General features: G+C 40.3%; 22 protein-coding genes and 4 pseudogenes. 8 read left to right on the forward strand and 18 right to left on the reverse strand.

What is annotated here, in order from left to right:
* The 3 genes and pseudogenes from ACYRY3_RS10310 to ACYRY3_RS10320 form a co-directional block, all read right to left on the reverse strand.
* A pseudogene (locus ACYRY3_RS10310) lies at positions 1 to 368 on the reverse strand (N-acetyl-gamma-glutamyl-phosphate reductase); the annotation flags it as partial.
* Positions 358 to 1,008, reverse strand: a complete 651-nt coding sequence (locus ACYRY3_RS10315; protein ID WP_460201588.1) for a DUF3226 domain-containing protein — start codon at positions 1,006 to 1,008, stop codon at positions 358 to 360. The gene ACYRY3_RS10315 and the pseudogene ACYRY3_RS10310, both read right to left, overlap by 11 nt.
* A 2-nt stretch (positions 1,009 to 1,010) precedes the next feature.
* Complete coding sequence (locus ACYRY3_RS10320; protein ID WP_460201589.1) at positions 1,011 to 2,138, reverse strand: AAA family ATPase; 1,128 nt, start codon at positions 2,136 to 2,138, stop codon at positions 1,011 to 1,013.
* Between the two features lie 341 nt (positions 2,139 to 2,479).
* Between ACYRY3_RS10320 and ACYRY3_RS10325 the strand changes: the two genes are divergently transcribed.
* Entirely contained in the window at positions 2,480 to 3,541 is a 1,062-nt protein-coding gene (locus ACYRY3_RS10325; RefSeq protein WP_460201590.1) for a molecular chaperone DnaJ, read from the forward strand.
* A gap of 23 nt (positions 3,542 to 3,564) precedes the next feature.
* On the opposite strand, the gene ACYRY3_RS10330 is transcribed toward ACYRY3_RS10325, so the two are convergent.
* The 5 genes from ACYRY3_RS10330 to ACYRY3_RS10350 all read right to left on the reverse strand — a co-directional run bounded on the left by ACYRY3_RS10330 (position 3,565) and on the right by ACYRY3_RS10350 (position 7,253).
* The gene (locus ACYRY3_RS10330; RefSeq protein WP_460201591.1) at positions 3,565 to 4,899 is read right to left on the reverse strand and encodes a deoxyguanosinetriphosphate triphosphohydrolase; all 1,335 of its coding nucleotides are present in this window, start codon (positions 4,897 to 4,899) and stop codon (positions 3,565 to 3,567) included.
* 143 nt (positions 4,900 to 5,042) lie between these two features.
* Positions 5,043 to 5,402, reverse strand: coding sequence for a helix-turn-helix domain-containing transcriptional regulator (locus ACYRY3_RS10335; RefSeq protein WP_460201592.1), 360 nt, complete (start codon positions 5,400 to 5,402; stop codon positions 5,043 to 5,045).
* Positions 5,392 to 5,733 carry a type II toxin-antitoxin system RelE/ParE family toxin gene (locus ACYRY3_RS10340; RefSeq protein ID WP_460201593.1) on the reverse strand — a complete coding sequence of 114 codons (342 nt, stop codon included), beginning with the start codon at positions 5,731 to 5,733 and terminating at the stop codon, positions 5,392 to 5,394. The genes ACYRY3_RS10335 and ACYRY3_RS10340 overlap by 11 nt, the downstream gene beginning before the upstream one ends.
* 370 nt (positions 5,734 to 6,103) lie before the next feature.
* Positions 6,104 to 7,042 carry an RNA-guided endonuclease TnpB family protein gene (locus tag ACYRY3_RS10345; RefSeq protein ID WP_460201594.1) on the reverse strand — a complete coding sequence of 313 codons (939 nt, stop codon included), beginning with the start codon at positions 7,040 to 7,042 and terminating at the stop codon, positions 6,104 to 6,106.
* A gap of 16 nt (positions 7,043 to 7,058) precedes the next feature.
* A complete protein-coding gene (locus tag ACYRY3_RS10350; protein ID WP_460201595.1) occupies positions 7,059 to 7,253 on the reverse strand; it encodes a hypothetical protein in 195 nt (64 codons plus the stop codon).
* 434 nt (positions 7,254 to 7,687) lie between these two features.
* Here ACYRY3_RS10350 and ACYRY3_RS10355 point away from each other — a divergent pair.
* Positions 7,688 to 7,762 (forward strand): annotated as a pseudogene (locus tag ACYRY3_RS10355) (GTP-binding protein); the annotation flags it as partial.
* Positions 7,763 to 7,801: 39 nt separating this feature from the next.
* Here ACYRY3_RS10355 and ACYRY3_RS10360 read toward each other — a convergent pair.
* Positions 7,802 to 9,541, reverse strand: a pseudogene (locus ACYRY3_RS10360) (PAS domain S-box protein); the annotation flags it as partial.
* 532 nt (positions 9,542 to 10,073) lie between these two features.
* Here ACYRY3_RS10360 and hypA point away from each other — a divergent pair.
* On the forward strand, positions 10,074 to 10,421 hold the full coding sequence (gene hypA / locus ACYRY3_RS10365) for a hydrogenase maturation nickel metallochaperone HypA (RefSeq protein ID WP_460201653.1): 348 nt from the start codon (positions 10,074 to 10,076) through the stop codon (positions 10,419 to 10,421).
* A gap of 65 nt (positions 10,422 to 10,486) precedes the next feature.
* Complete coding sequence (hypB, locus tag ACYRY3_RS10370) at positions 10,487 to 11,341, forward strand: hydrogenase nickel incorporation protein HypB (protein WP_460201596.1); 855 nt, start codon at positions 10,487 to 10,489, stop codon at positions 11,339 to 11,341.
* Between the two features lie 64 nt (positions 11,342 to 11,405).
* Here hypB and ACYRY3_RS10375 read toward each other — a convergent pair whose 3' ends face one another.
* The 6 genes from ACYRY3_RS10375 to ACYRY3_RS10400 form a co-directional block, all read right to left on the reverse strand.
* Positions 11,406 to 11,777 (reverse strand): hypothetical protein, encoded by a 372-nt coding sequence (locus tag ACYRY3_RS10375; RefSeq protein ID WP_460201597.1) that lies wholly within the window; start codon positions 11,775 to 11,777, stop codon positions 11,406 to 11,408.
* A 94-nt stretch (positions 11,778 to 11,871) separates the two neighbouring features.
* Positions 11,872 to 12,876 carry an LLM class flavin-dependent oxidoreductase gene (locus ACYRY3_RS10380; protein WP_460201598.1) on the reverse strand — a complete coding sequence of 335 codons (1,005 nt, stop codon included), beginning with the start codon at positions 12,874 to 12,876 and terminating at the stop codon, positions 11,872 to 11,874.
* 21 nt (positions 12,877 to 12,897) lie between these two features.
* Positions 12,898 to 13,233, reverse strand: coding sequence for a hypothetical protein (locus tag ACYRY3_RS10385; protein ID WP_460201599.1), 336 nt, complete (start codon positions 13,231 to 13,233; stop codon positions 12,898 to 12,900).
* A 252-nt stretch (positions 13,234 to 13,485) separates the two neighbouring features.
* Positions 13,486 to 13,797 carry a hypothetical protein gene (locus tag ACYRY3_RS10390; protein ID WP_460201600.1) on the reverse strand — a complete coding sequence of 104 codons (312 nt, stop codon included), beginning with the start codon at positions 13,795 to 13,797 and terminating at the stop codon, positions 13,486 to 13,488.
* 2 nt (positions 13,798 to 13,799) lie between these two features.
* On the reverse strand, positions 13,800 to 14,102 hold the full coding sequence (locus ACYRY3_RS10395) for a hypothetical protein (protein ID WP_460201601.1): 303 nt from the start codon (positions 14,100 to 14,102) through the stop codon (positions 13,800 to 13,802).
* A 9-nt stretch (positions 14,103 to 14,111) separates the two neighbouring features.
* Positions 14,112 to 14,537: a hypothetical protein gene (locus ACYRY3_RS10400; protein WP_460201602.1), complete on the reverse strand. Its 426-nt coding sequence runs from the start codon at positions 14,535 to 14,537 to the stop codon at positions 14,112 to 14,114.
* A gap of 534 nt (positions 14,538 to 15,071) precedes the next feature.
* On the opposite strand from ACYRY3_RS10400, the pseudogene ACYRY3_RS10405 reads away from it, so the two are divergent.
* Positions 15,072 to 15,512 (forward strand): annotated as a pseudogene (locus ACYRY3_RS10405) (PLP-dependent cysteine synthase family protein); the annotation flags it as partial.
* A gap of 212 nt (positions 15,513 to 15,724) precedes the next feature.
* Here ACYRY3_RS10405 and ACYRY3_RS10410 read toward each other — a convergent pair.
* Complete coding sequence (locus ACYRY3_RS10410; RefSeq protein ID WP_460201603.1) at positions 15,725 to 16,402, reverse strand: response regulator transcription factor; 678 nt, start codon at positions 16,400 to 16,402, stop codon at positions 15,725 to 15,727.
* A gap of 97 nt (positions 16,403 to 16,499) precedes the next feature.
* Here ACYRY3_RS10410 and ACYRY3_RS10415 point away from each other — a divergent pair, with 97 nt between their 5' ends.
* Positions 16,500 to 18,347, forward strand: a complete 1,848-nt coding sequence (locus ACYRY3_RS10415; RefSeq protein WP_460201654.1) for a CHASE3 domain-containing protein — start codon at positions 16,500 to 16,502, stop codon at positions 18,345 to 18,347.
* 57 nt (positions 18,348 to 18,404) lie between these two features.
* Complete coding sequence (locus tag ACYRY3_RS10420; RefSeq protein ID WP_460201604.1) at positions 18,405 to 19,571, forward strand: CapA family protein; 1,167 nt, start codon at positions 18,405 to 18,407, stop codon at positions 19,569 to 19,571.
* A 60-nt stretch (positions 19,572 to 19,631) separates the two neighbouring features.
* Here ACYRY3_RS10420 and larE read toward each other — a convergent pair whose 3' ends face one another.
* Positions 19,632 to 20,462, reverse strand: coding sequence for an ATP-dependent sacrificial sulfur transferase LarE (larE, locus tag ACYRY3_RS10425; RefSeq protein ID WP_460201605.1), 831 nt, complete (start codon positions 20,460 to 20,462; stop codon positions 19,632 to 19,634).
* 163 nt (positions 20,463 to 20,625) lie between these two features.
* Here larE and ACYRY3_RS10430 point away from each other — a divergent pair, with 163 nt between their 5' ends.
* Entirely contained in the window at positions 20,626 to 21,495 is an 870-nt protein-coding gene (locus ACYRY3_RS10430) for a branched-chain amino acid ABC transporter permease (RefSeq protein ID WP_460201606.1), read from the forward strand.
* A gap of 90 nt (positions 21,496 to 21,585) precedes the next feature.
* On the opposite strand, the gene psaX is transcribed toward ACYRY3_RS10430, so the two are convergent.
* Positions 21,586 to 21,750: a photosystem I protein PsaX gene (gene psaX / locus ACYRY3_RS10435; protein ID WP_460201608.1), complete on the reverse strand. Its 165-nt coding sequence runs from the start codon at positions 21,748 to 21,750 to the stop codon at positions 21,586 to 21,588.
* Positions 21,751 to 21,944: the final 194 nt, after the last annotated feature.

The following is a 21,944-nucleotide window of genomic DNA, read 5'->3' on the forward strand; positions in this document are numbered from 1 at the left end:
AATCCTGTGGGATAACAGCCCGGATTGCTAACAAACTGAGCGTTGGCAATTTTCTCTCGCTGCCCTGGATTCAATTCTGGGAAGCCATATGCCCAACCTTCAGCTGTTCGATAGGCAGTACTGGCATCAAGAATTTTCACCTTATCACTGCTAACCAAGCCAACAGCTTCGCGGGCTGCATCATCGGGCAAGCAGAGAACAGCAACGTCAACAGCATTAATTAGTTTTGCTCGCTCAGTTGAATCCTTGCGCTTGGATGCCTCAATACTGACTAACTCAATGTCATCCCGTTGGTTGAGACGCGAGTAAATTTGTAAGCCAGTGGGTCCCGATTCCCCATCAATAAACATCTTTGGTTTATAGGTCATATAAATTTTTAAACCAGTTGACAAAGGTTTGCGCTTTTGGGTGTTGTGGATTCAGAATACGTTCCATGATAGCGTTATGCAATTGCCTTCCAGGGGGATTTTGCCATGCCAACCAAGTATATATTTGTGCCTTATCAACATGAGGATTGATGAATTCTGCTCCTCTACTTTTTGCTTCTGCTACTACTTCTTGAGTATATTCCCAAAGTGGTTCGCTTCCATCTGGAATCATATATGCTAAGAAAGTTTCTAACATACCTTGCATTTGATTATCTGGCATAAGCCAGACACCAAACTTAATTCCATTGGTCGTGGTATGAACTAATCCCGTGTTTGGCAGTTTCTTAGGAATATCAGGCATACTTTTTAAACAAGCATTTCTAATACTTTCCCATCTTCCTGATGGATTCTCATCTGCATCTACCATCAATCCAAGTGCAGTCAATCCTGATGCTTTTAACTCTGTAGAGATAACATCTGCATCAATAAACTTGTCGCTTCCATAGGGTTCAATATGGACAACTGCTTTCTCCTTTGTGTTTCCCCAAGGAATTCCGTTAGCTTCAATCAGATATGGTATGACTCGTTTATCTTGCTCACCTTCTACTATCAGCTTTTTGGCTAAATACTTACTTGCCATTACTAACGTACCTCAATTCCTCTTTGAGTAGCAATGACAATTTCACGTTGAGTAAAGGCTACAGCTGTTTGCTTCTCACGCTCAACACGTTGAATTGTGATTCCATCTTCTGTTGCGTCTTCCTGATTGGCAATGCTAGCTAAACTTGTCCAACAGTCACTATTGTGTGTAGTTGCAAAAACTTGTACATTCAGTCTTGTTGCAGTTTTCCAAACAAGCTTCCACATATCGGACATGGCAGTGAAGTGCAGCCCAGTATCAATTTCATCAACAAATAGAAATCCATTTTTAGCACAGACAGTCGAGAGCGCAAGCCCTAAGATACGCCATATGCCATCCCCCATACTACCTATAGGTACTCGTTGATTGCTATCAGAAAGGCGGATAACAAATCCACCACGAGAATCAATGGAAGACCTTCGTTGAGTAATTGAAGCAATACGCTCGATTCTTGGTTCAATTGTCTTAAGAGCTTCTTGTACAAGAGTCTCTTCTGGTGTTAAAACCACTCGATCGAACAACTCGATCATCTTCTCAGTTGTTAAGGAAGATGATGTAATGAATTGTGTTCTTGGTAAAGTATTTTCCGTGCTTCTACGATAAATTGGTCGAAAAAACTCAGTAGAAAGACCACCATCGGATGATATGGAAAACGCTAAGTCTTCTGTTTCACCTCCATAAATCCATTTGACGATAAATCCAAGTTTTTTGATATCATTAGAATCTTCATCCAACAGGCTAAGTTGTTCATCAACATCGGAATCATCATGAAGCTTTGGACGCTTTGAACGCCGTATTGCTATCGAGCCAACAACGTGCTCGCTGATATTGTCATTCATGCCCCATATTGTAAATCTACTGCCTGTTTGAATTTCGTGCCCATAAAAAAGGTGACGTATGTCAAGCTGACGGCTTCCCCTGCCATCATTCCCAAAAAAATATTCACCCCGGTTTGTCATGACCTCAGCTAATGGCTCAAGATTATTGCGGGAGCACAAAAGCTGAATAGCTTCGAGTATGGATGTTTTGCCACTGTTATTCTTCCCAACCAGCAGGTTTATCCGACCTAGTTGCTGAAGCTCGAAGGACTGAAAACCACGGAAATTTTCTATTTTTACTGTTTTCAACATAATTTTCCAGGTCTAAGAGAACACTCAGGCAATGCCCGATCGGCAAATCAGTGGTCTTTACAACTCTCACTTTAGCAAAAGAACAGTTTCTTAATTCAAAAAGGAGCGATCGCTGTTCATGATTCACTTAAATTCACAAGGGATTCCGGAAAAAATCAAAAATCCTTAACCATTACTTAGAGCTTACCGAGTGAAAAAAGTAGTAATGTAAAGAAGTTCACTTGTCCGATTGCGATCGTTCCCTGAACCTATCAGGACGAAAAGCTTCCTGTGGGCATTCACTTCAAAAATACGGTAATTCAACTGCTGCCTTTTAACCTCGATCGAACTCACGTTATTCCATGCCTAAAAAAGTACGATCTTCACCCAAAGCCACTACAATAACAACACTGGCTCTCTCCTCTGTTCATCTCCGTTTAGAAGCCATAGAAAAAGAACATCAATGGCTGCTGAAACAAATCAAGAAAAAACAAACCGAACTGAACAACTTTGTTGAGCAGATGCGTTCTCTAGCTACGGACATATTTCATAGAGCTAGTCCTAGCGTCAAGAAATTGGCAGAACTCGATAAAGAAATCCATGCTCTGTTTGATGAAATATTCGCTACCAGAAAATTTGGCAAGCAGACGAAGAAAGATGTTGAAGGAATCTACCGTGACCTTCAGATGATGGGAATCATTAGTCCCAAGTCTAGCAACCAGGAAGAAGATTTAGAACTGGATCAACTGTTTGAGACTGATGAACAGGAGAATGATTTTTCCCAGTCAGGCGAAGAAGGACACTATCAACATCAGGGAACAGAACACAATTTAGGATCTTCCTTTGAAAAAAAAACTGATGCTTCAAAAAAGATTCGCCAGACGTTTTTGCGGTTAGCTGAAATCTTTCACCCAGATAAGGTGACAGATGGGGAAACACAGATGCGTCATACAGAGATTATGAAGGAACTTAACAAAGCTTACCAAGAGGGGGACTTGGCGCGGCTGTTGGAAATTGAACGGCAATATCAAGCAGGCGAATCTGTCGCAAGTAACAATGAAGATGATTTGACCAGAAAATGCACGCGGTTAGAACAGGAAACTGAATTTCTTAAAACCCAATATGAAAACCTGAAACAAGAACTGCGTCTGGCGAAACATAGCCCGGAGGGTGCGATGGTTTCTGATTATCGTAAAGCGACTCGTACAGGAATCGATCCTCTGGGACAAATGTTAGAACAGGTTGAAGCTGAGCTTGAGATTGTTGCCGATATTCGTAATTTTGTGAGAGATTTTCGCGAGCAAAAAATAAGCGTTAAAGAATTTCTCTATGGTCCGCCAATTATGCGCCGGAGAAATCAAGACATTATGGAAGACCTACTCGAACAAATGTTGGAAGATTATGATAAGATAGTAATCTTTTAAATTTCCTATCTCTGACAAATATCTTACCGTAAGGCAATGCCACTAAATTGTTGAAATAAACTTGTAGCGTAAGAATCTGTCATGCCAGAAATATAATCTGTCACTCTCAAAATTTTGTGATAGGTATCTTCTTCAGGGGTAGGGCGATCTTCCTTGGGAAGCAAATGATAGACAAACTTCCCTTTTTTGCTTCTTTCCAAAACTGCATCAACAAATTCAGCAAATAGTTTTCCTAACACTTCATACCCAGCAACTCTAATACCAATAACACTGGGGTGGTTGAAAACATGAGTGCTGGTTGTCTCCGCAATGACTTCAAGATGTTTGGCATAGGTACTTAAAGACAACAAATGTCGGTCAAACTCACCGGAGAGTATGTCTTTTTCGTATTCCAGGAAAATAGCAGCCGCCTCTTGAACTAATTTATTGATTGCACCAGCACGCAGATGCTTAACTTTTTCTTCATCGCTTTCTTGATTGTCTTTAAAGTCAATTTCTGCAATTTCATTCAGCAAATCCTTTGCTAGATGAAAAGGAATGTAACCCATACGGTGGCTGTCTTCTACATCTACAATTGAGTAACAAATATCATCTGCTGCTTCCATTAAAAAAGTCAGAGGGTGGCGAGACCACCATGCTGCATTATCGTGACGGCGAATTAACCCAACTGTTTCTGCAACCTCAGCAAATAAATCTTTCTCTGCTTGAAAAAAGCTGTATTTTTTAATACTGCTACCAGCGTAACCGTTGAGGATATCCTGTGGGATGTAAGATTCTCTGGGGTATTTTGTGAAAGTCGCTAAAGTTGGACAGGTGAGTTGCATTCCTCCAAGTCTTTGTGACATCTCTAGTTTGGAGAGTATACGAAATCCTTGGGCATTACCCTCAAACAAATCAAAGTCAGTTTTTTGATGTATGCTGAGCAATTCTTGTCTTTGATGGTTAACAGTTGTGCTGTACCACGCATCAAATCCAGCCCGAATTGCATCTTCCCCAGAATGACCAAAAGGCGGATTCCCAATATCATGTGCTAGACAAGCAGCAGCGATAATATCACCGAAATCTGATGCACTCAATCCAGACTCATCCAGGTTGTGTCTTTTTATAATTGTGGTTCCAGCAATTCTACCTAAAGAACGACCAACACAGGAAACTTCTAAGCTGTGAATGAGACGAGTCCGAATGTAATCATTTCTGGGCAAAGTGAAAACCTGGGTCTTGTCTTTTAGGCGACGAAAAGGAGAGGAAAATACTAAGCGATCGTAGTCTCTCTGGAAATAAGTGCGGTCTAACTCAAGATTTTCTGGTTCTTTCTTGCCGAGTCTTTTTGGTGTTAGGAGTTTTTTCCAGTCCATCATGGAGGTGTTTTGAAAGTAAATTTGTCATTTAATTCGTAGGTAGGGCTAAAGCCCACTAATAATATGAGAATGTAGTTCTAAGGGCTCTCAACCGTTCGCCCCTACCGATGTACTTCATTTACCTAAAAAATACTGTATATCTACTAAACACTTATTTCAGAAACACTCGCAACATTTGTCAAACTACTATCCACTTTAGGAGTAACACTAACAGTAAGTTTTAATCCCAGGGCATTTAACCAATTACCTAAGTTATAAATTGCCTCAGCACCAGTTTGTGAAAGTAATTCATCTAATTTTTCCAGGTGTAGTTTTGCTTGTTCTGGCGTCATGTGTTCTTCTCCTAGCGCTTTTGCTACATGAGTTAACGCCAGTTGAATTAATCTAGCATCGAATTCTTCTCCCTCTTCCGATTCCAAATGAGTATCAAGATAAATTGCAGCATAGTTTGGATCTTTTAGACGTAAAATTAAATCATCAAAATAACTATCACTAGTTGGCATTTTCTCTGCTCCTAAATTCTTTCCAAAATTCTATTGCTTTGAGAATATCTTGCTCTTGAGTACTTTTATCGCCTCCACATAGAAGCAGTACAATTGCTGTTCCAATTTGTCCAAAATAGATACGGTATCCACAACCAAAGTTGATTTTTAATTCACACACTCCTTCTCCAACCGAACGATAATTACCAAAATTGCCAAGACTAACTCTGTTGAGCCTTTTTTCAATGATAGTTTTGGCTTTGCCATCTCGCAATGATTCAAGCCATTCGGCAAATGGAACCCTGCCATCACTGGTAATGTAACGTCGGATATCTCTTGGTTGTGCTTCCATAATTTATAGCGATTCTCATTTAAATCACATACATTACCACGAATCATCTGAAGATGCCTGAAACAGCGCGTCTCAACATCTATGTACTTTATGGAACTGAGAATCTCTATATACGTAGGGGAGGAATTGCCCACCAAACCATTGATATACAAGGCTTTTTGTGCCATTGCACTTCAAATGCCTTACACAAATCGTCTCTTTCATTTTGTCATTCAATCAAAGGTGGTTGGCATCCACCAGATAAACACTAGCCAAGTTCAGCTTATATATAAACTTTTGTAAAGAATTGCCGATTTCCAACCCTCCAACTCCGATAACCCTTCAGATAATTCAGGGGAGGACTGGTGCTGTGATGATATTCAAACGTGAACTACCCACACTTCCGCTGACGCGGTAAGTGTTGGCTTCTAGTTTCATCAGCCGATGCCTTCAAATCTTGCGACTTGCGGGTCTTATTCCGCTTCAACCTAGCAGTACCGGGGAACCCTCCGGCAGTGACTTCAGGACAAGCCTGAGAGTTTAGTATTCGGATACCTTCGTTCCGTATGTTCAGCGATGCGTTCCCGTCTCTATCGTGATGAGTTTTACAGGATGGGCAATCCCATTCTCGGATATCCAATGGCAACTCATACTCAACATGACCACAATTTGAACACATCTTAGAACTGGGGAAGAATCTGTCAATTTCTATGAGCTTTCCGTCTTTACGTTTCAGCTTATAATCCAAGAAATTAACAAACATTCCCCATCCGGCATCCGAAATAGATTTGGATAACTTACGGTTCCGTACCAGTCCCTTTACGTTGAGGTTTTCAACTGTAATGATTTCGCTTTCATCTACAAGCTTTCTTGATACTTTATGCAGAAAGTCTTGACGGGAATTTGATACTTTTTCGTGAACTTTCGCTACCAGTCTTTTAGCTTTAGCACGAGACTTACTACCTTTCTTCTTCCGAGCTAGTTTCTGTTGTTTTCTAGCCAGGTTTTTCTCGTGCTTTTTTATATGCTGAGGATTTGAATATTTTGTAACACTCGTACCATCGTGGACAATAGCAAAATCTTTAATTCCCAGATCAATACCAAGAACTTTATCGTCTATGAATTGATTTTCACCATCTTCTGTCTCACACAGAATAGACGCAAAGTATTTGTCTGTAGGAGTTTTGCTGATAGTGACAGTCTTGATAATGCCTTTAATTTCTCTGTGAAAAACAGCTTTAACCACCCCAATCTTAGGAATATTCAAGCAGTCTTCAATTAGGGACTTCCAGATAAAAAAATATTCAACTTTCTCTTGTGGTGCGGGCATCTTGAGAGCCACTAATTTAGAACGGGCGTCCTCGCCCGTTCCACAAGATGGATAATTCCCATGCTTGACACAAGGCGAAATCTAGTCTTAGGATATATAAGATACAATTAAAAGCAATAGCTTCGCTACAGCATAGTGGCAGATCGGCTAAGTTTGCGAGACGAGAGCGATCGCCATAAGAACACAAATCCCATAAAAAGATGCTCCACAAGAAAGAAGCTCCTTAATCAGCAAGCAGTTTGTATTAGTGAACTCCACAAATGGCGGCTCTTGGTGGGAACTATCAAATGTGTCCTTTGCAAAACAACACTTTCGTTGTAAAAAAGACAGTATTTACACGCAAAACACAATATAAAATCTTTACTAACGAGTAAGGATTATACGGAGAAAAAAACTCAGTCTGCCTGTGGAAACTATTAAACACGGCAAAATGTGAATAAATTCTTTTTTTCTGCGTCCGTCAAGCGATCGGAAAGCTCTCCATAAATTTTCTGGTTGTTATCGAAAAACAAACGAAGTATAACGGTTAAGATAGAATTATTAAGGCTTGTTTACAGAATTTCTATATTTTCCCAAATTCTGTTACGGCATTAGACCGCCAGATATAAGTTCTAAAATCCCATCTAGAGTTGACGAAACATACTTATGACGCTCCCAATCCGTAACGTCGCAATCATTGCCCACGTTGACCACGGCAAAACATGGCTCAAAAATTCTATCTAATATTTCCTTAGGGATTCCGGTTCCCGTGTCAGATACAGTAAGAGATATGTAGGGACCAACTTTTGCTTCAATATGATTGTAGGCGTATTGTTGGTCGATCCAGAAATTTTTAGCGGAAATCTGTAGAATACCACCTGTTGGCATGGCATCACGAGCATTGATGCTGAGATTCATTAAGACTTGGTGCAATTGAGTTGCATCGCCCGAGATATTCCAAAGATTCGATGTTGGTATATCTGTACGTATTTCTATGGTTTTGGGAAATGTTTGCTTGACAATTTGTTCAATTTCCGAAATTAAACTCTTGACTTGCAAAGGTGTGAATTTACTTTCTAGCCCTCGGGAAAACCACAGCACTTGTTTGACTAAATCTGCCGCACGTCTAATGTTAGTTGCTAATATTGAAAGCCAACGTTGACTTTTGTTATCTGAAAGGTTCTTCTCCAAGAGTTGAACCGTCATCATCATTGGTGTTAGCGCATTGTTAAGGTCATGGGCAATACCGCTTGCTAGTGTTCCCAAGCTTTCCATGCGTTGCGCTCGCAGCAATTGAGTTTCAAACTGTTTTTTCTGTGTAATATCAGTGTTGACAGTTAAGATGGCTTTGACTTGTCCCTCAGAATCCAGCATTGATGTCCAACGACTCGAAACGATGATTTCCTTCCCTTCTTTCGTGATTTGATGTAACTCACCTTGCCAAGAGCCATATTCAGCCAAAGCTTTTTCGATGTTTTGGGGTTGAGATAAATTTTCTGACCGATACAGAAGTGCATTAGCATTTTTACCAAGCGCTTCCTTTGCTTTCCATCCGTAAAGATTTTCAGCCCCTTTGTTCCAAAATTTAATTTGTTGGTTACTGTCGTGGACGAGAATTGCGTCTGTTGTAATATCGAGTAACGCAGCTTGTTCGCTGATTTTCTGTTCTGCTTGCTTGCGTTCTGTTATATCAAGGACAAAACCTACGGTGGTTTGTTGCGACTCTTCCAAAAGAGCACCAGCGACCATCACGGGAACACGGCTTCCATCTTTGCGAATATATTCCTTCTCGAAAGGCGTACAAGCTCCAGAACTGTGTAATTCCGCGATCGCTTTTTCTTCTAAGTGCCAATATTCCGGTGGAGTCATTTTATCCCAACGTAATTTTCCAGATCTCAGTTCTTCTCGTTCATGCCCCACCATCTCGAGAAAGGCATCGTTTGCCTCTGTAATTTTGCCGTTAAGGTCTGCTAAAATAATCCCGATAATATTTGATTCTACCAACCGTCTAAATCGAGCTTCGCTTTTTTGGAGTTTGCAAAACGCCGTATCGAGTTTCTTTTCCGAACGCTTGCGATCGCGGATTTCCTTTTCTAAACGTTCATTTTGTTCCGTGAGCCTTTTTGTTAAATTTCTCAGACGCAGGTGAATCTTCACTCGCGCCAAAACCTCTTCATGCTCTAATGGTTTAGTGATGTAATCGACTGCTCCGACATTTAAACCTTTGACCCTTTCCGTTCTCTCTGTGAGAGCGGTCAAGAAAATCACAGGAATTTCTTGAGTAACAGGATTTATTTTCAAGCGACGGCAAGTTTCAAAACCATCAATTTCAGGCATTAAGACATCTAACAAAATTAAATCTGGCAATGCACATTCTGCCATTTCTATTGCTGCTTCTCCATCTTCTGCAACCAAAACTTTAAAACCCTCATTTTCTAGAAATCTAAATAAAATTTCTAAATTAATCGGTGTATCATCGACAATTAAAATTACACCTTTTTCCTCTTTACAAAAATTCATTTTTCCTCTTGAATATCAAAATATTTTTTCAATTTTTTAGCTTCAATTGATATCTTGTCTGAAACCATCTCAATGTCTGATTTCCTGAAATTACCTACGATTAAAAATCAAAAAATGTCATTCAAATTTATGTAAATTCTAGCAAATAGTCGCAGTTATAAAGTAGAGGTAATACCTAAAATTTCACTACTATAAATGTTATCTACTATACCTATTTTTCTTTGACTCCCTTCTAACCAGAAGATTACCTAAAGAGGTATCTATTGGTGGGCAGTGCCCACCCTACAAAAATCGGAAATTTTAGAGCGGAATGGGAGTAGTATTGCCTTGTTAGAGTGGCAATTACTCCTTTGACAAAAAGTTTAATCTTTGTAGTTCATGAAACTTTATAAATTCCAATGACTTGATAATATCTTCTAAAGAGCTTAGCAGTCAAAGAGTATGAGTTTCTAGAAATTAATTTCTATTATCATACTTAATGACGTTGGTGCATGATATAACACCAACGCACCCTATAAATATTAGCGATTTTATGCATGAGTTGGGAATTACTCAAAATATTGTAACAATTGTGTCCGAACACGCCAAAGGGACAAAAGTAAGACGAGTATTACTAGAAATTGGTAAACTTTCAGCCATTATGCCTGAGGCTGTAAAATTTTGTTTTGATGTTTGTACTCAAGGGACTATTTTAGAAGGTGCAAAGTTAGAAATTTTGGAAATTCCCGGATTAGCACATTGTTGTCAATGCGGAGCAGAAATTCCTTTAGAAAAGCCCTATGGTCATTGTCAGTGTGGCAGTATACATTTTAATTTAATAGCAGGTACAGAATTGAAAATAAAAGAAATAGAAATTGAAGAAGCTAGCTATCCGATGTAGTAGGCAGAATCAGTGCCGCTCGAAATATTTCTTCACTGTATTTACTCTTGACTTTTTTCTTACCTATGTGTGTAACCTGCGGTTGTTCCGATAACACTGAAGCTAAAATTACTAATCTTGAAACAGAAGAAATACAAGTAATGACGAGTAACGGAAAGGCGCACCCACATTATCATACTCATACCTTACCCGATGGTACAGTCATCACCCATTCTCACAGCGACCACCCAACAGAACCATTTCACGTTCATGCCAAATTACACGGCACAACTATATCCTTAGAGCAAGATATTTTAGGCAAAAATAACCTGATAGCAGCACAAAATCGAGGATGGTTCAAAGGTCGAAATATTCTAGCTTTAAATCTCATGAGTTCTCCTGGTGCAGGAAAGACAACTTTGTTAACGAGAACTATTAACGATTTAAAACATCAGTTGGCTATAAGTGTCATTGAAGGTGACCAAGAAACCGCTAATGACGCCAAAAAAATTCAAGAAACAGGCTGTAAGGTTGTACAAATCAACACTGGAACAGGCTGCCATTTAGAAGCAGCAATGGTAGAACGGGGGTTACAACAACTCAGCCCTCCGTTAAATTCGGTTGTGATGATTGAGAACGTGGGTAACCTAGTGTGTCCCGCCTTGTTTGATTTGGGTGAAAATTCCAAAGCCGTGATTCTCTCAGTGACGGAAGGAGAAGATAAACCAATAAAATACCCCCATATGTTCCGTGCCAGCGACGTTATGATTTTGACAAAAATTGATTTGCTGCCTTACGTACAGTTTGACGTTCAGCGTTGTATAGAGTATGCCCAGCAAGTCAATCCTCAAATTCGGATTTTTCAGGTTTCTGCATTGACTGGCGCTGGGCTTGAAAATTGGTATGGCTGGTTGTTGGAACAAGTTTCTTTGAACAGTTAATAGTACAGTGTAGAGACGTAGCACGCTACGTCTCCAATCTTATCTGAACCGTATTGATAACTGTCTACAGCCAATCTCTATAAGCTGATATTTCATTTACACTAACTTCTATCGGTGCTCCTTTCCCAAAAGGAGGATGAACCGTGATTTTTGCGTTACTAGCAAACCTCTCTAGCCTATTCCCAATTTGTGGAATATTACTGACTATATGCCAATAAGTGACTATGTCAGGGCAATCAATAACCAGGGTCAAAATACCGTCATTTGTTGTAATATACCACTGACAACTGTACAACAAGGCTCTTGTAATCTGGTCGCAGGCTTCAAAGAAGCATCTGCCGGTAGAGCGTTCAAGCTGCCAACGCAGGATTCTATCAATTTGCGTTGCTTCAGTTGGTGGCATATCTTCCGGAGGAAGGAAGGGTTTCTTCATCATAATCTTGGGGATTGTTAGTAGTTAGTGGTCAGGGGTTAGTGTTAGTTGTCAAAAATCACTGCTAACTACTAATGACCAACCACTAACCATTTTCTCAGACATAGTTCCGCACTTCTTGGTTGTAGCGCGTCAAACTTTCTAGGTTCTTTTGCAGTATTAAAGATAAAGGTTTGAGTGCCAGTTTCCCTAAATTTAGTTCATCCTGAAATCTTTTAATGCGATCGCGACAAGTTGCAACATCACCAATGATTGAGTTTTCGATTAAATAGTCCTCATCAAAGCAGATGTTGGTGCGGTCAAAAGGTTTCAGATTTTTATTTGGGCTGTTCTGCATAACTTGAGCAGCGTTAGCTTTCATCTTCATACTAAATTTTTTGATGAAAGGTAAAGCTTCACTGACTGCTTCATCACAAGTCTTACCGACATAAAAGAAGCGTGCCAGCATCAAATCTTCAGCACCACTAGAATTTAAGGCACGATATTTGGCAACTGTAGCCTTCAATCTTGTTAGGGAAAACGGAGGTCCTCCCATTAAGCCAAAGGAATGTTTTGCGGCAAAAGCGATACCATCGTCATCACCGCTTGCTATGTAAACTGGAATTCTCTGTTGTAATGGTTTTGGGTGAATTGTCAGGCTAGAGCACTGAAAATATTTCCCATTGAACGATACATTCGTTTCGTACAAAAGCTTGTGAATCAACGCCGTTGCTTCAAGCATAATAGGACGAGATTCACTCATAGAGATGGCGAAATGCTTGTTTTGTTCTGGAAACGGCCCTCCTTTGGCTACTCCAAATAAGAGTCGTCCATTACACAAATTGTCTAGCGTAGCAATGTCTTCTGCCACTCGAATAGGATTATGAAAGGGCAACAACACTGCTGCTGAACCCAGTCGAATTCTTGACGTCACACCTGCTAAGTGCGCCATCAATAATAAAATTGACGGGTTGAGATTGGATTCGTTAAAATGATGTTCTGCAACCCAGGCTTCTTCAAAACCCAGGCTTTCCGCATGTTTCACCAGCATGACTTGCTCTTCAATAGCAAGACGGGAGTTCTGGTGATGGTTTTCGTAGTTACAGAAAAGTCCAGTTTTCATTGCAAGCGTTATTTTTTCTTCCTAGGTTGAAACCCAGTGCAAATCCAACCACAAGCGCGGATGTGCGTCTTTAAGCTTAGACATTGGATCGCGCAGCAATCGCGTTGCATTTAGGAAAACTACCTGAACCAGCCCCATGTTTTCTGCAACCTCTCGAAGTATTTCTTTTTGAGATTGCACATGATGCATGATATCTTCAGAGCAATAAATACCTAAATATAGCAACCGTTTGGGAGGCCGTCCCCAGTAAGTAGAGATAACTTTTACATAACAACCGTCTAGTAGCTCCCCTACTTTTGGGTAATAGTGATTGACGACCCTGAGAAATTCTTGGGCTAGGATGTCTTCACTAATCATTACGACACGTGATTTTTGTAGGGATTATATCACTTTCTTTAATATAACATACATTTGTTATATTAATATGACAAATATTGAATTTTTGACTAAATTAAGAATTCAAATAAAGTATGAAAGATGAAATATAAAGTATGAAGGATGAAGGATGAAATATAAAGTAAACCCCACCAATAAATTGAGGGGCTTGTATCCATATATCAACCTATTTTTCATCGTTTATACTTTATCCTTTATCCTTCATACTTTTTTTCACCTGATATTGCGTTCTGATACCAAAACCTCAGCCACCAGATATGGCAAATCTTTGAGATCGGTGTGACCTTCTGAGCCAGAGATAGGAGAGACAAATATATAGTTTGGGTCACAGGCTCCAGTATCGTAGACTTGGATATACCATTTATCAGGAAAACCTGCTACACAGATTTCTACAATATACCAAGATTGACCAATAAGGCGAGAATTAACAATGACAAACCACTCTCTGTCCTCATCTGAGATATTCCACTCAGCCATGAGAAACTCTAACGCGATTTGTGCTGCGTGAGTTTCTGTTAATAACATTGTTACTCCTGCGCTGCTTCTGCTGAATTTGGAATTTGAGGATAGAGTCCTAGTTGTTTAGAAAGCTCGCGTGCAACATGAATGAGAAACTTGGCACCATCTTGATTGCCTTGGTGTGCAAATCCAGTTGCCACTTGCAACATTGTCTGTATTAAGCCAGCATCAATTAATTCTAAATGAGCTTCTAAAACTTCGGGTTCTTGACCATTAGGACAACGCAGCAGTTGGTCAATGAGGTTGAAATATAAGTTTTGACGTTGTTCTGCAGTTTCTTCCGAAATTGGTTCTGTGATTGGTTCTGACATAATCTTTTATTACTCTATGTTTTGTTGCCAAACTCTTTCCAGCATTTCTACTTGTTGCTGAAAAATAGCAGTACGGTAAATAAGATATCTATCGTACAAAATAACGAACACTCCTACCAAGATAGGAAAAAATAAGAAAAAAAATTGTATTATTCTAACAATTCGGTATTTTTCAATTGGATTTAGGGATGATTTTGTAAATTTAGTATCAAATAGTTGAAATTGAGATTTATCCGAGTAAGAATTCCTACTTTTTTGCATGGGTACTAATTTAGCTTTGCTTTCATAGTTCTGCTCGGCTTCACAACCTAATGCCCGTGTTTGCACTAAATCTATGTGTTCTTCCCAAATCATGCCAAACACAACTATTTCTGGAGAAAGCACTATTAAAGTTACTAAAAAAACTGTGAAAACCCGAACAATTCTAGACTTCATATAACAGTTAGTAGTTAGTAGTCTGTAGTTTGTAGTTAATAGTTAATGCTTAACTGTTTTAAGAAGCCCCCCCTAGTTCCTCAGCTTTCGCCTTAGAATATAGGGGGGTAGAGGGGAATCTCTGCGTAAATCCTATAGCTTTTATATCAGGAGTGTTGGTGCAGAATAGTTTTACTCAACGGGATCAAATTAATTAAATTAATTAGGGCTGTACTCAAAGTCTGGAATCATTACTAGATAAACTTTTTAAGAATTTTCTGGGTAAAGGGTGCTAGATTTTTGGCTGACGGGTACTAGCCTTTATGAAATGAGGTGCTGGCATTTGTGTACTCAAGTTTTTCTTCTATGCACTCATTCGCTACAGCTTTATCTAAGTCGGTACAAATAATGTGAACTGGTAAGGGTCGTTCTTTGATATTCGTCGTTCGTCATTTGTCTTAAACAAAGGACAAAGGACAAAGGACAAAGGACTCTCAAGATAGTGATATTGAATTCTGCCCACTTACTTAAATGTCTATTTTTAGGAGCGGATTGATGCGGATTGCTCGTGATGTGACAGAACTTATTGGACGGACTCCTCTAGTTCAGTTGAACAAAATCCCTCAGTCTGAGGGTTGTGTGGCTCGGATTGTGGTGAAATTGGAAGGCATGAATCCGGCGGCGTCCGTAAAAGACCGTATTGCTGCGAGTATGGTAAAAGCAGCAGAAGAGAGAGGGTTGATTGAGCCGGGAAAAAGTATTTTGGTCGAGCCTACATCCGGTAATACGGGAATTGGGCTGGCTATGGTAGCAGCGGCGCGGAACTACAAATTGATTCTGACTATGCCTGAAACAATGAGTTTGGAACGACGCGCTATGCTGCAGGCTTATGGTGCTTCTTTGGAGCTGACACCGGGAACTGAGGGTATGGGAGGGGCAATTCGCAAAGCAGAAGAAATTGTTGCCAACACTCCCGGTGCTTTTATGTTACAACAGTGTCATTTGTCATTGGTCATTGGTCATTTGTCATTTGTCATTGGTCATTGGTCGTTGGTTATTGGTCATTTGTCGTTGGTTATTGGTCATTGGTCGTTGGTCATTGGTCGTTGGTCGTTGGTTATTGGTCATTGGTCGTTGGTTATTGGTCGTTTGTCGTTGGTTATTGGTCGTTTGTCGTTGGTTATTGGTCAATGGGAAGTGGGGGTAGTTCATGAAATCTGCTTCAAGCGGTATCCCAGACCGTGAACTGTCTCAATCAAATCTTCTGGGGCGGCTACAGCTCGCAGTTTCTGACGTAAAGCTTTGATGTGAGCCTTAACTGTATCCTCTTCTGGGGGGTTTTCACTGTTCCATAAATTTTCCAAAATAACCGCACGGCTGAGAACTCTGCGTCCATTGCGGAGTAATAGCTCTAGCAGACTAAATTCTTTGGGAGTTAACTGCAAAGGAACATTAAGATATGTGACTTCGTAGGTACTGGGATTGAGGAGTAAGCCACCCCACATGAGAACGGGGGTAGAGGCAAAACTTCCCCGCCGTAATAAAGCACGGATACGAGCTAATAATTCTTGCAAATCGAAGGGTTTGACGACATAATCATCTGCACCTGCGTCTAACCCGTTCACTTTATCCGTCTTGGTATCACAGGCTGTTAGCATTAGTATGGGTAAGTTATGACCTTGCTGGCGCAAGCGCTGACAAAGACTGATACCGTCTAGCATGGGAAGCATGATATCAAGCAAAATCAAGTCGTAGGCTATCATCTTCACCTGTTTCCAAGCAGATTCGCCATCTTTCACTAAATCTACTACGTAAAGCTGATCCGTTAAAGCTTCACATAAAGCTTCTGCTAAGCGACTATCATCTTCAACAAGCAACATTCGCATATCAACTACAAAGAAATATTGAAAAAATCTTAGTTCAAAAATCAGGGAATGCTATCAATCATCATATAAATTTTAGAGAGTTCCTGCTGTGTTGCAAATGAAATGGTTGATAGAAAGAAAAATTCTAACTTGTGGATTTGGACTTGCTGTACTCATTCTCGCTGTTGTTAATACTGTGTCATATCAAAACACAGCAAAGCTGTTTACCAGGCAAAAACAAGTAGAGTCTTCCTACGAAGTTTTGCAAAAAGTTAGAGATATATTAACTACACTAAGAGATGCTGAGAGAGCAAGACGTGGTTATATTATTACAGGCAAACAATCTTATCTAGAAACTTACGACACCGCTATTCAAAGTATTAATACTGAATTTAAAGAAGCTCGAAGCGCTACTGCTTATAGTTACAAACAACAACAGAAGCTCAATCTTATTGAACCTCTTATAACTGAAAGAGTTAACTTAATCAAGAAATCAATTCAATTATACAAACAAAATCGATATGATACCACAAATCAAATAGCCCTGACCGATAAAGGTTTAATGCTCCACGACCAAATTTGGCGTATTATTGCTGAAATTGAAAACGAGGAGCAGTTACTATTACAGCACCGCAGAGCAGAATCAGAGCAAAGTTTTCAATTCACAACAACGATGACGATCGCTGGTTCCTGTTTTAGCTTTGGGCTATTGTTTGCCATTTACTCACTCCTTCAGGAGCAAATTTGCCAACGACAGCAATTAGAAAAGGTTTTAAGAGAAAGCAAAAAAAGATACCGGAAATTATTTGAAGTTAATCCCCATCCTTTATGGGTTTACGATTTGGAAACTCTCAAGTTTTTAGTTGTCAATGAAGTTGCTGTTAAACAGTATGGTTACTCTCAAGCAGACTTCTTATCTATGACGATTAAGAACATTTTTCCACCAGAAGATATTTCAAAGGTTCTTAATAGGATTTTGCAACTCTCCTCAGAATTTAAGCAAGTGGCGATCGAGAGACATCAAAAGCAGGATGGTACCTTAATTGATGTTGAAGTCACCTCCCACGAACTTATTTTCAGAGGAAGACTGGCAAGATTAGTACTTGCTCGAGACATCACTTTAGAAAAACAAGCACGAGAGGCAGCAGAAATCAGGCGAAACTTGGAAAAAGAACTAGAAATGCACGAACTCAAAACTCGCTTTTTTTCTATGGTGTCTCATGAATTCCGTACTCCTTTGAGTACTATTTTAATCTCAGCCCAGGTTCTGGAAAACTCTAAAGAATGGTCGGAAGAAAAAAAGCGAAAAAACCTCCAGCGAATTCAATCTTCTGCTAAAACAATGACACAGCTGTTAACAGATATTCTTACTCTTACTAGAGCAGAAGCCGGAAAATTAGAGTTTAAGCCCCAACCTCTCAATTTAGAGGAGTTTTGTTATTTAATCGTGGAAGAAATCCAATTTAGTACCCGTGCTCAACAAGAGATAATTTTTGTGAATAATTCTTGGGAAAAAATAGCTTGTATGGATGAAAAACTTCTCCGTTCAATTATCGGCAATTTACTTGATAACGCTATCAAATATTCGCCTCCTGATAGGCAAATATACTTTACCCTTACAAAGGAATCAGGACAGGCTATTTTCCAGATTAGTGACCGAGGAATTGGAATTGCTCAAGAAGAAAAAGAACAATTGTATCAAGCTTTCCAAAGAGGTAAAAATGTGGGTGATATCCCTGGAACGGGATTGGGTTTGGCTGTTGTGAAAAAATGTTTAGAATTGCATGAGGGAACTATCACTTTGGAAAGTCAACTTGGGATTGGAACTACGTTTACCGTTTCACTTGCCTGGAAACAAGACTGTTTTGAACCAGGAACAGTGCCGAGACAGGGATTCCTTAAGGATATCTGTATGCCTGAGACTAAGACAAACCAAGTACAGTATTTCCTCAAAAAAGATGAATAAAAACCGAGCAACTAAAATTTTAGGATATACTGACGCCATATCTTCAGGAGTGTCACTATGGCGAGCCAACGCTTGAGCAAACTGCTGAGTTTCAGTTTTGTCAGTTTGTGTTTCTGCTTTGGTATTGGTATCGGGTTATTCATTCGTTTTGGTCAGTTACAGCAAACGCAAGCTGCCACGACATCCACAGATACCTTGCCAGTACCTTTCTCAATTCCAGAGTTCCCAACATCAGATACCATCACCATCCAAGCTGTTGGAGATATTATCCCCGGAACAAATTACCCTACCAATAAACTTAAGCGCGATCGCAACCAGTTACTCCCAAAATCAGTGCGAGCATATTTACAAAGAGCCGATCTTCTCTTTGGCAATTTTGAAACCAGCTTAACAAACCACCCCTACAGTGCCAAGGATATCACGCGAGGGCGGGTTTTTGCTTTTCGTTCCCCACCTTCATATGCTCAACTTTTTGCTGATGTTGGGTTTGATGTCATGAACATAGCAAACAATCATGCGCGAGATTTCGGGTTAGTGGGACTCCGAGATACTGTCAAGCATCTTAAAGCCGTAGGTATAGACACATTAGGTCACAAAAATCAAATTCTTGTATTAGAACTTGACAATGTTCGGGTTGCGATGATTGGCTTTGCGCCCTATGAATATTACAACTCCATCCACGATTTAGAAACAGCCACAGCACTGGTACAAGAAGCAAGAAGAAATGCAAACATTGTCATTGTCTCCATGCATTCGGGTGCAGAAGGAACGGGGGCATTGCATGTTAAAAACAAAACCGAGTATTTCTATGGCGAAAACCGAGGAAATTCCATCTTATTTGCTCGGACAATGATTGATGCAGGAGCAGATTTAGTCCTGGGACACGGACCTCATGTTCCGCGAGCAATGGAAATTTATAATAACAAACTTATCGCATACTCTCTAGGCAATTTTCTAGGATACCGAACTCTATCTACAGCAGCCCAAACAGGTTACTCAATGATTTTAGAAGTCAAGTTCAACTCTCAGGGAGATTTGGTATCGGGTAAAATTATTCCCGTTCGTTTGGATCGGCAAGGCATTCCTCGTATCGATCCCAGTTTTCGCACAGTGGGGCTTTTGCGTTATTTAATTGATAAAGATTTTCCTAACAAACAGGTGAAAATTGATAAGAAAGGTGGGATTGTAGTCGAGAATAGCGATTTAGTCGCGGAAAAGGAATAGGCACGGTGGGCAGTGCCTACAAAAATCGGTCATTTTAGAGCGTCCAAGGAGTCATTCTACTTACAACGCCTGTTTTAAAGCTTCCCGATTTAACACCTGATTTAACTTCCCACTGCGATAACCTTCCAAATCAAGGGTTACGTAGGTAAAACCAAATTCTTGAAATGCAGAAACGACTGGCTGCAAATCAGTCTTCAACACAAATTCCTTGATTTGTTCTGGTGGCAATTCTATCCGCGCCGTATCTCCCTCAGAACGTACTCGCAAATTGTTATAACCTAACTTTCTTAAGTAGATTTCTGCCCTCCCCACGCGCTGTAGCTTAGCTACAGTAATCTCTTCGCCGTAAGGAAAGCGCGAACTCAGGCACGGTTGTGCGGGTTTATCCCACCAAGGCAAACCCAGTTCTTGGGAAAGTTGCCGAACTTCAGCTTTAGTGATACCAACTTCTGCTAGGGGAGAACGGGCACCTCTTTCCTTTGCCGCCTGAATTCCCGGACGGTAATCGTGTAAATCATCGGCATTCACTCCATCCACTACATATGGATATCCCAATGCAACCGCAAGTGGCTTGAGTGTATCGTGCAGTTCGCTCTTACAAAAATAGCACCGATTCACGGGATTAGAGGTGTAATTGGGATTTTCCATTTCGTGTGTTTCGATGATTTTATGAGGAATCCCAATAGTTGCTGCTTGAACCTTGGCATCTTCCAATTCTTCTGGTAATAACGACGGGGAAACAGCTGTGACAGCCAAAGCACGTTCGCCCAAAACATCATATGCTACCTTGGCTATCAACGTACTATCCACACCACCAGAGTAGGCAATCAATGCCTTCTCCATCTCTAGAAAAATACTTTTGAGTTCCTGAAGTTTTTTTACCAGCATCATTTTGTTCACTTGCGCCCATGATAGCACCCAACTATCCCCATTTTAGTTGGGCAACCAACAAAATGAAGTCAATTGAGCTTGGGCGCTATCGCTGCAGCCTTTTGCGCGGATCGCGATAATATTCTCTAGATAGTGCTGAAAGATTGTATATGATGCCAAAATTATGGATTTACAACTAGCTCAATTAATAGTTAACGGTATTGCTGTGGGAAGTATTATTGCTTTGGCAGCAGTGGGACTAACGCTGACTTACGGAATTTTACGCTTATCTAACTTTGCCCACGGTGATTTTTTAACATTAGGGGCTTATCTGACGTTCCTACTAAATACGGTATTTAGGATAAATATTTGGTTGTCTGTGGTAGTGGCGGCAGTGGGGACAGTTGCCGCAATGATTTTATCAGAAAAGTTGTTGTGGTCAAGAATGCGCTCTATTCGTGCCACATCTACGACATTCATTATTATCTCCATTGGGTTAGCTTTATTTATCCGCAATGGCATTATCTTTATTTGGGGGGGAAGTAATAAAAATTACGACCTACCCATTAGCCCTGCTTTAGATATAGGTGGCTTAAAAGTACCGCAAAATCAAATTTTGGTCTTGTTCTTGGCTATACTAGCTATTCTGGCGCTGCACTACCTTCTGCAAAACACCAAAATTGGCAAGGCAATGCGGGCTGTTGCTGATGATTTGGATTTGGCTAGGGTTTCTGGTATTAATGTTGACCAAGTTATTTTGTGGACTTGGGTGATTGCTGGGTGTCTGACATCTCTTGGCGGCAGTATGTATGGCTTGATTACGGCTGTGCGCCCAAATATGGGATGGTTTTTGATTCTACCGTTGTTTGCATCAGTCATTTTGGGAGGTATTGGCAATCCCTACGGTGCGATCGCTGGAGCTTTTATCATAGGTATTGCCCAGGAACTGAGCACTCCTCTGCTGGGTTCTCAGTATAAACAAGGTGTAGCACTCTTTATCATGATTTTAGTGCTCCTCCTTCGTCCCAAAGGCTTGTTTAGAGGCACTATTTAACTATCAGTAGAGGCAACAGCCAACAGTCAATAGTTAATCGTGTTTGGACTGTTAACTGTTGACCATTGGCTGTTGACTCTCGATTAATGACTATGGATTAATCAAATGGAAGTAAATTGCTGCCACCAAAATGTTACCTGCTAATAAAACGAGGCTAACTGCAGTACGAAAAGGAAAGGGTGGTTTAGCTCCTGTTTTAGCAACATCAGTGCCAACTTTTTTCTCAGCTGGTGCGAACTTAGCTTCAGCAGTCATTGCTTGCTCTCCTAATTTTAAAGACTTATTAACAAATACCAAAGAGCGGTGATATACAGCAAAATTCGTTAGAAATATTTGTCAGCCACTCCTAGGATTGGCAGGAGTACGTCCCTAGATTGCTCCAAGGCTCCCGATCTCACTGACAAAGGTTTACCGCTCTTGATGGGAAACGCCATAGAGATTCCTATTTC

The organism is Scytonema sp. NUACC21, from assembly GCF_054684315.1.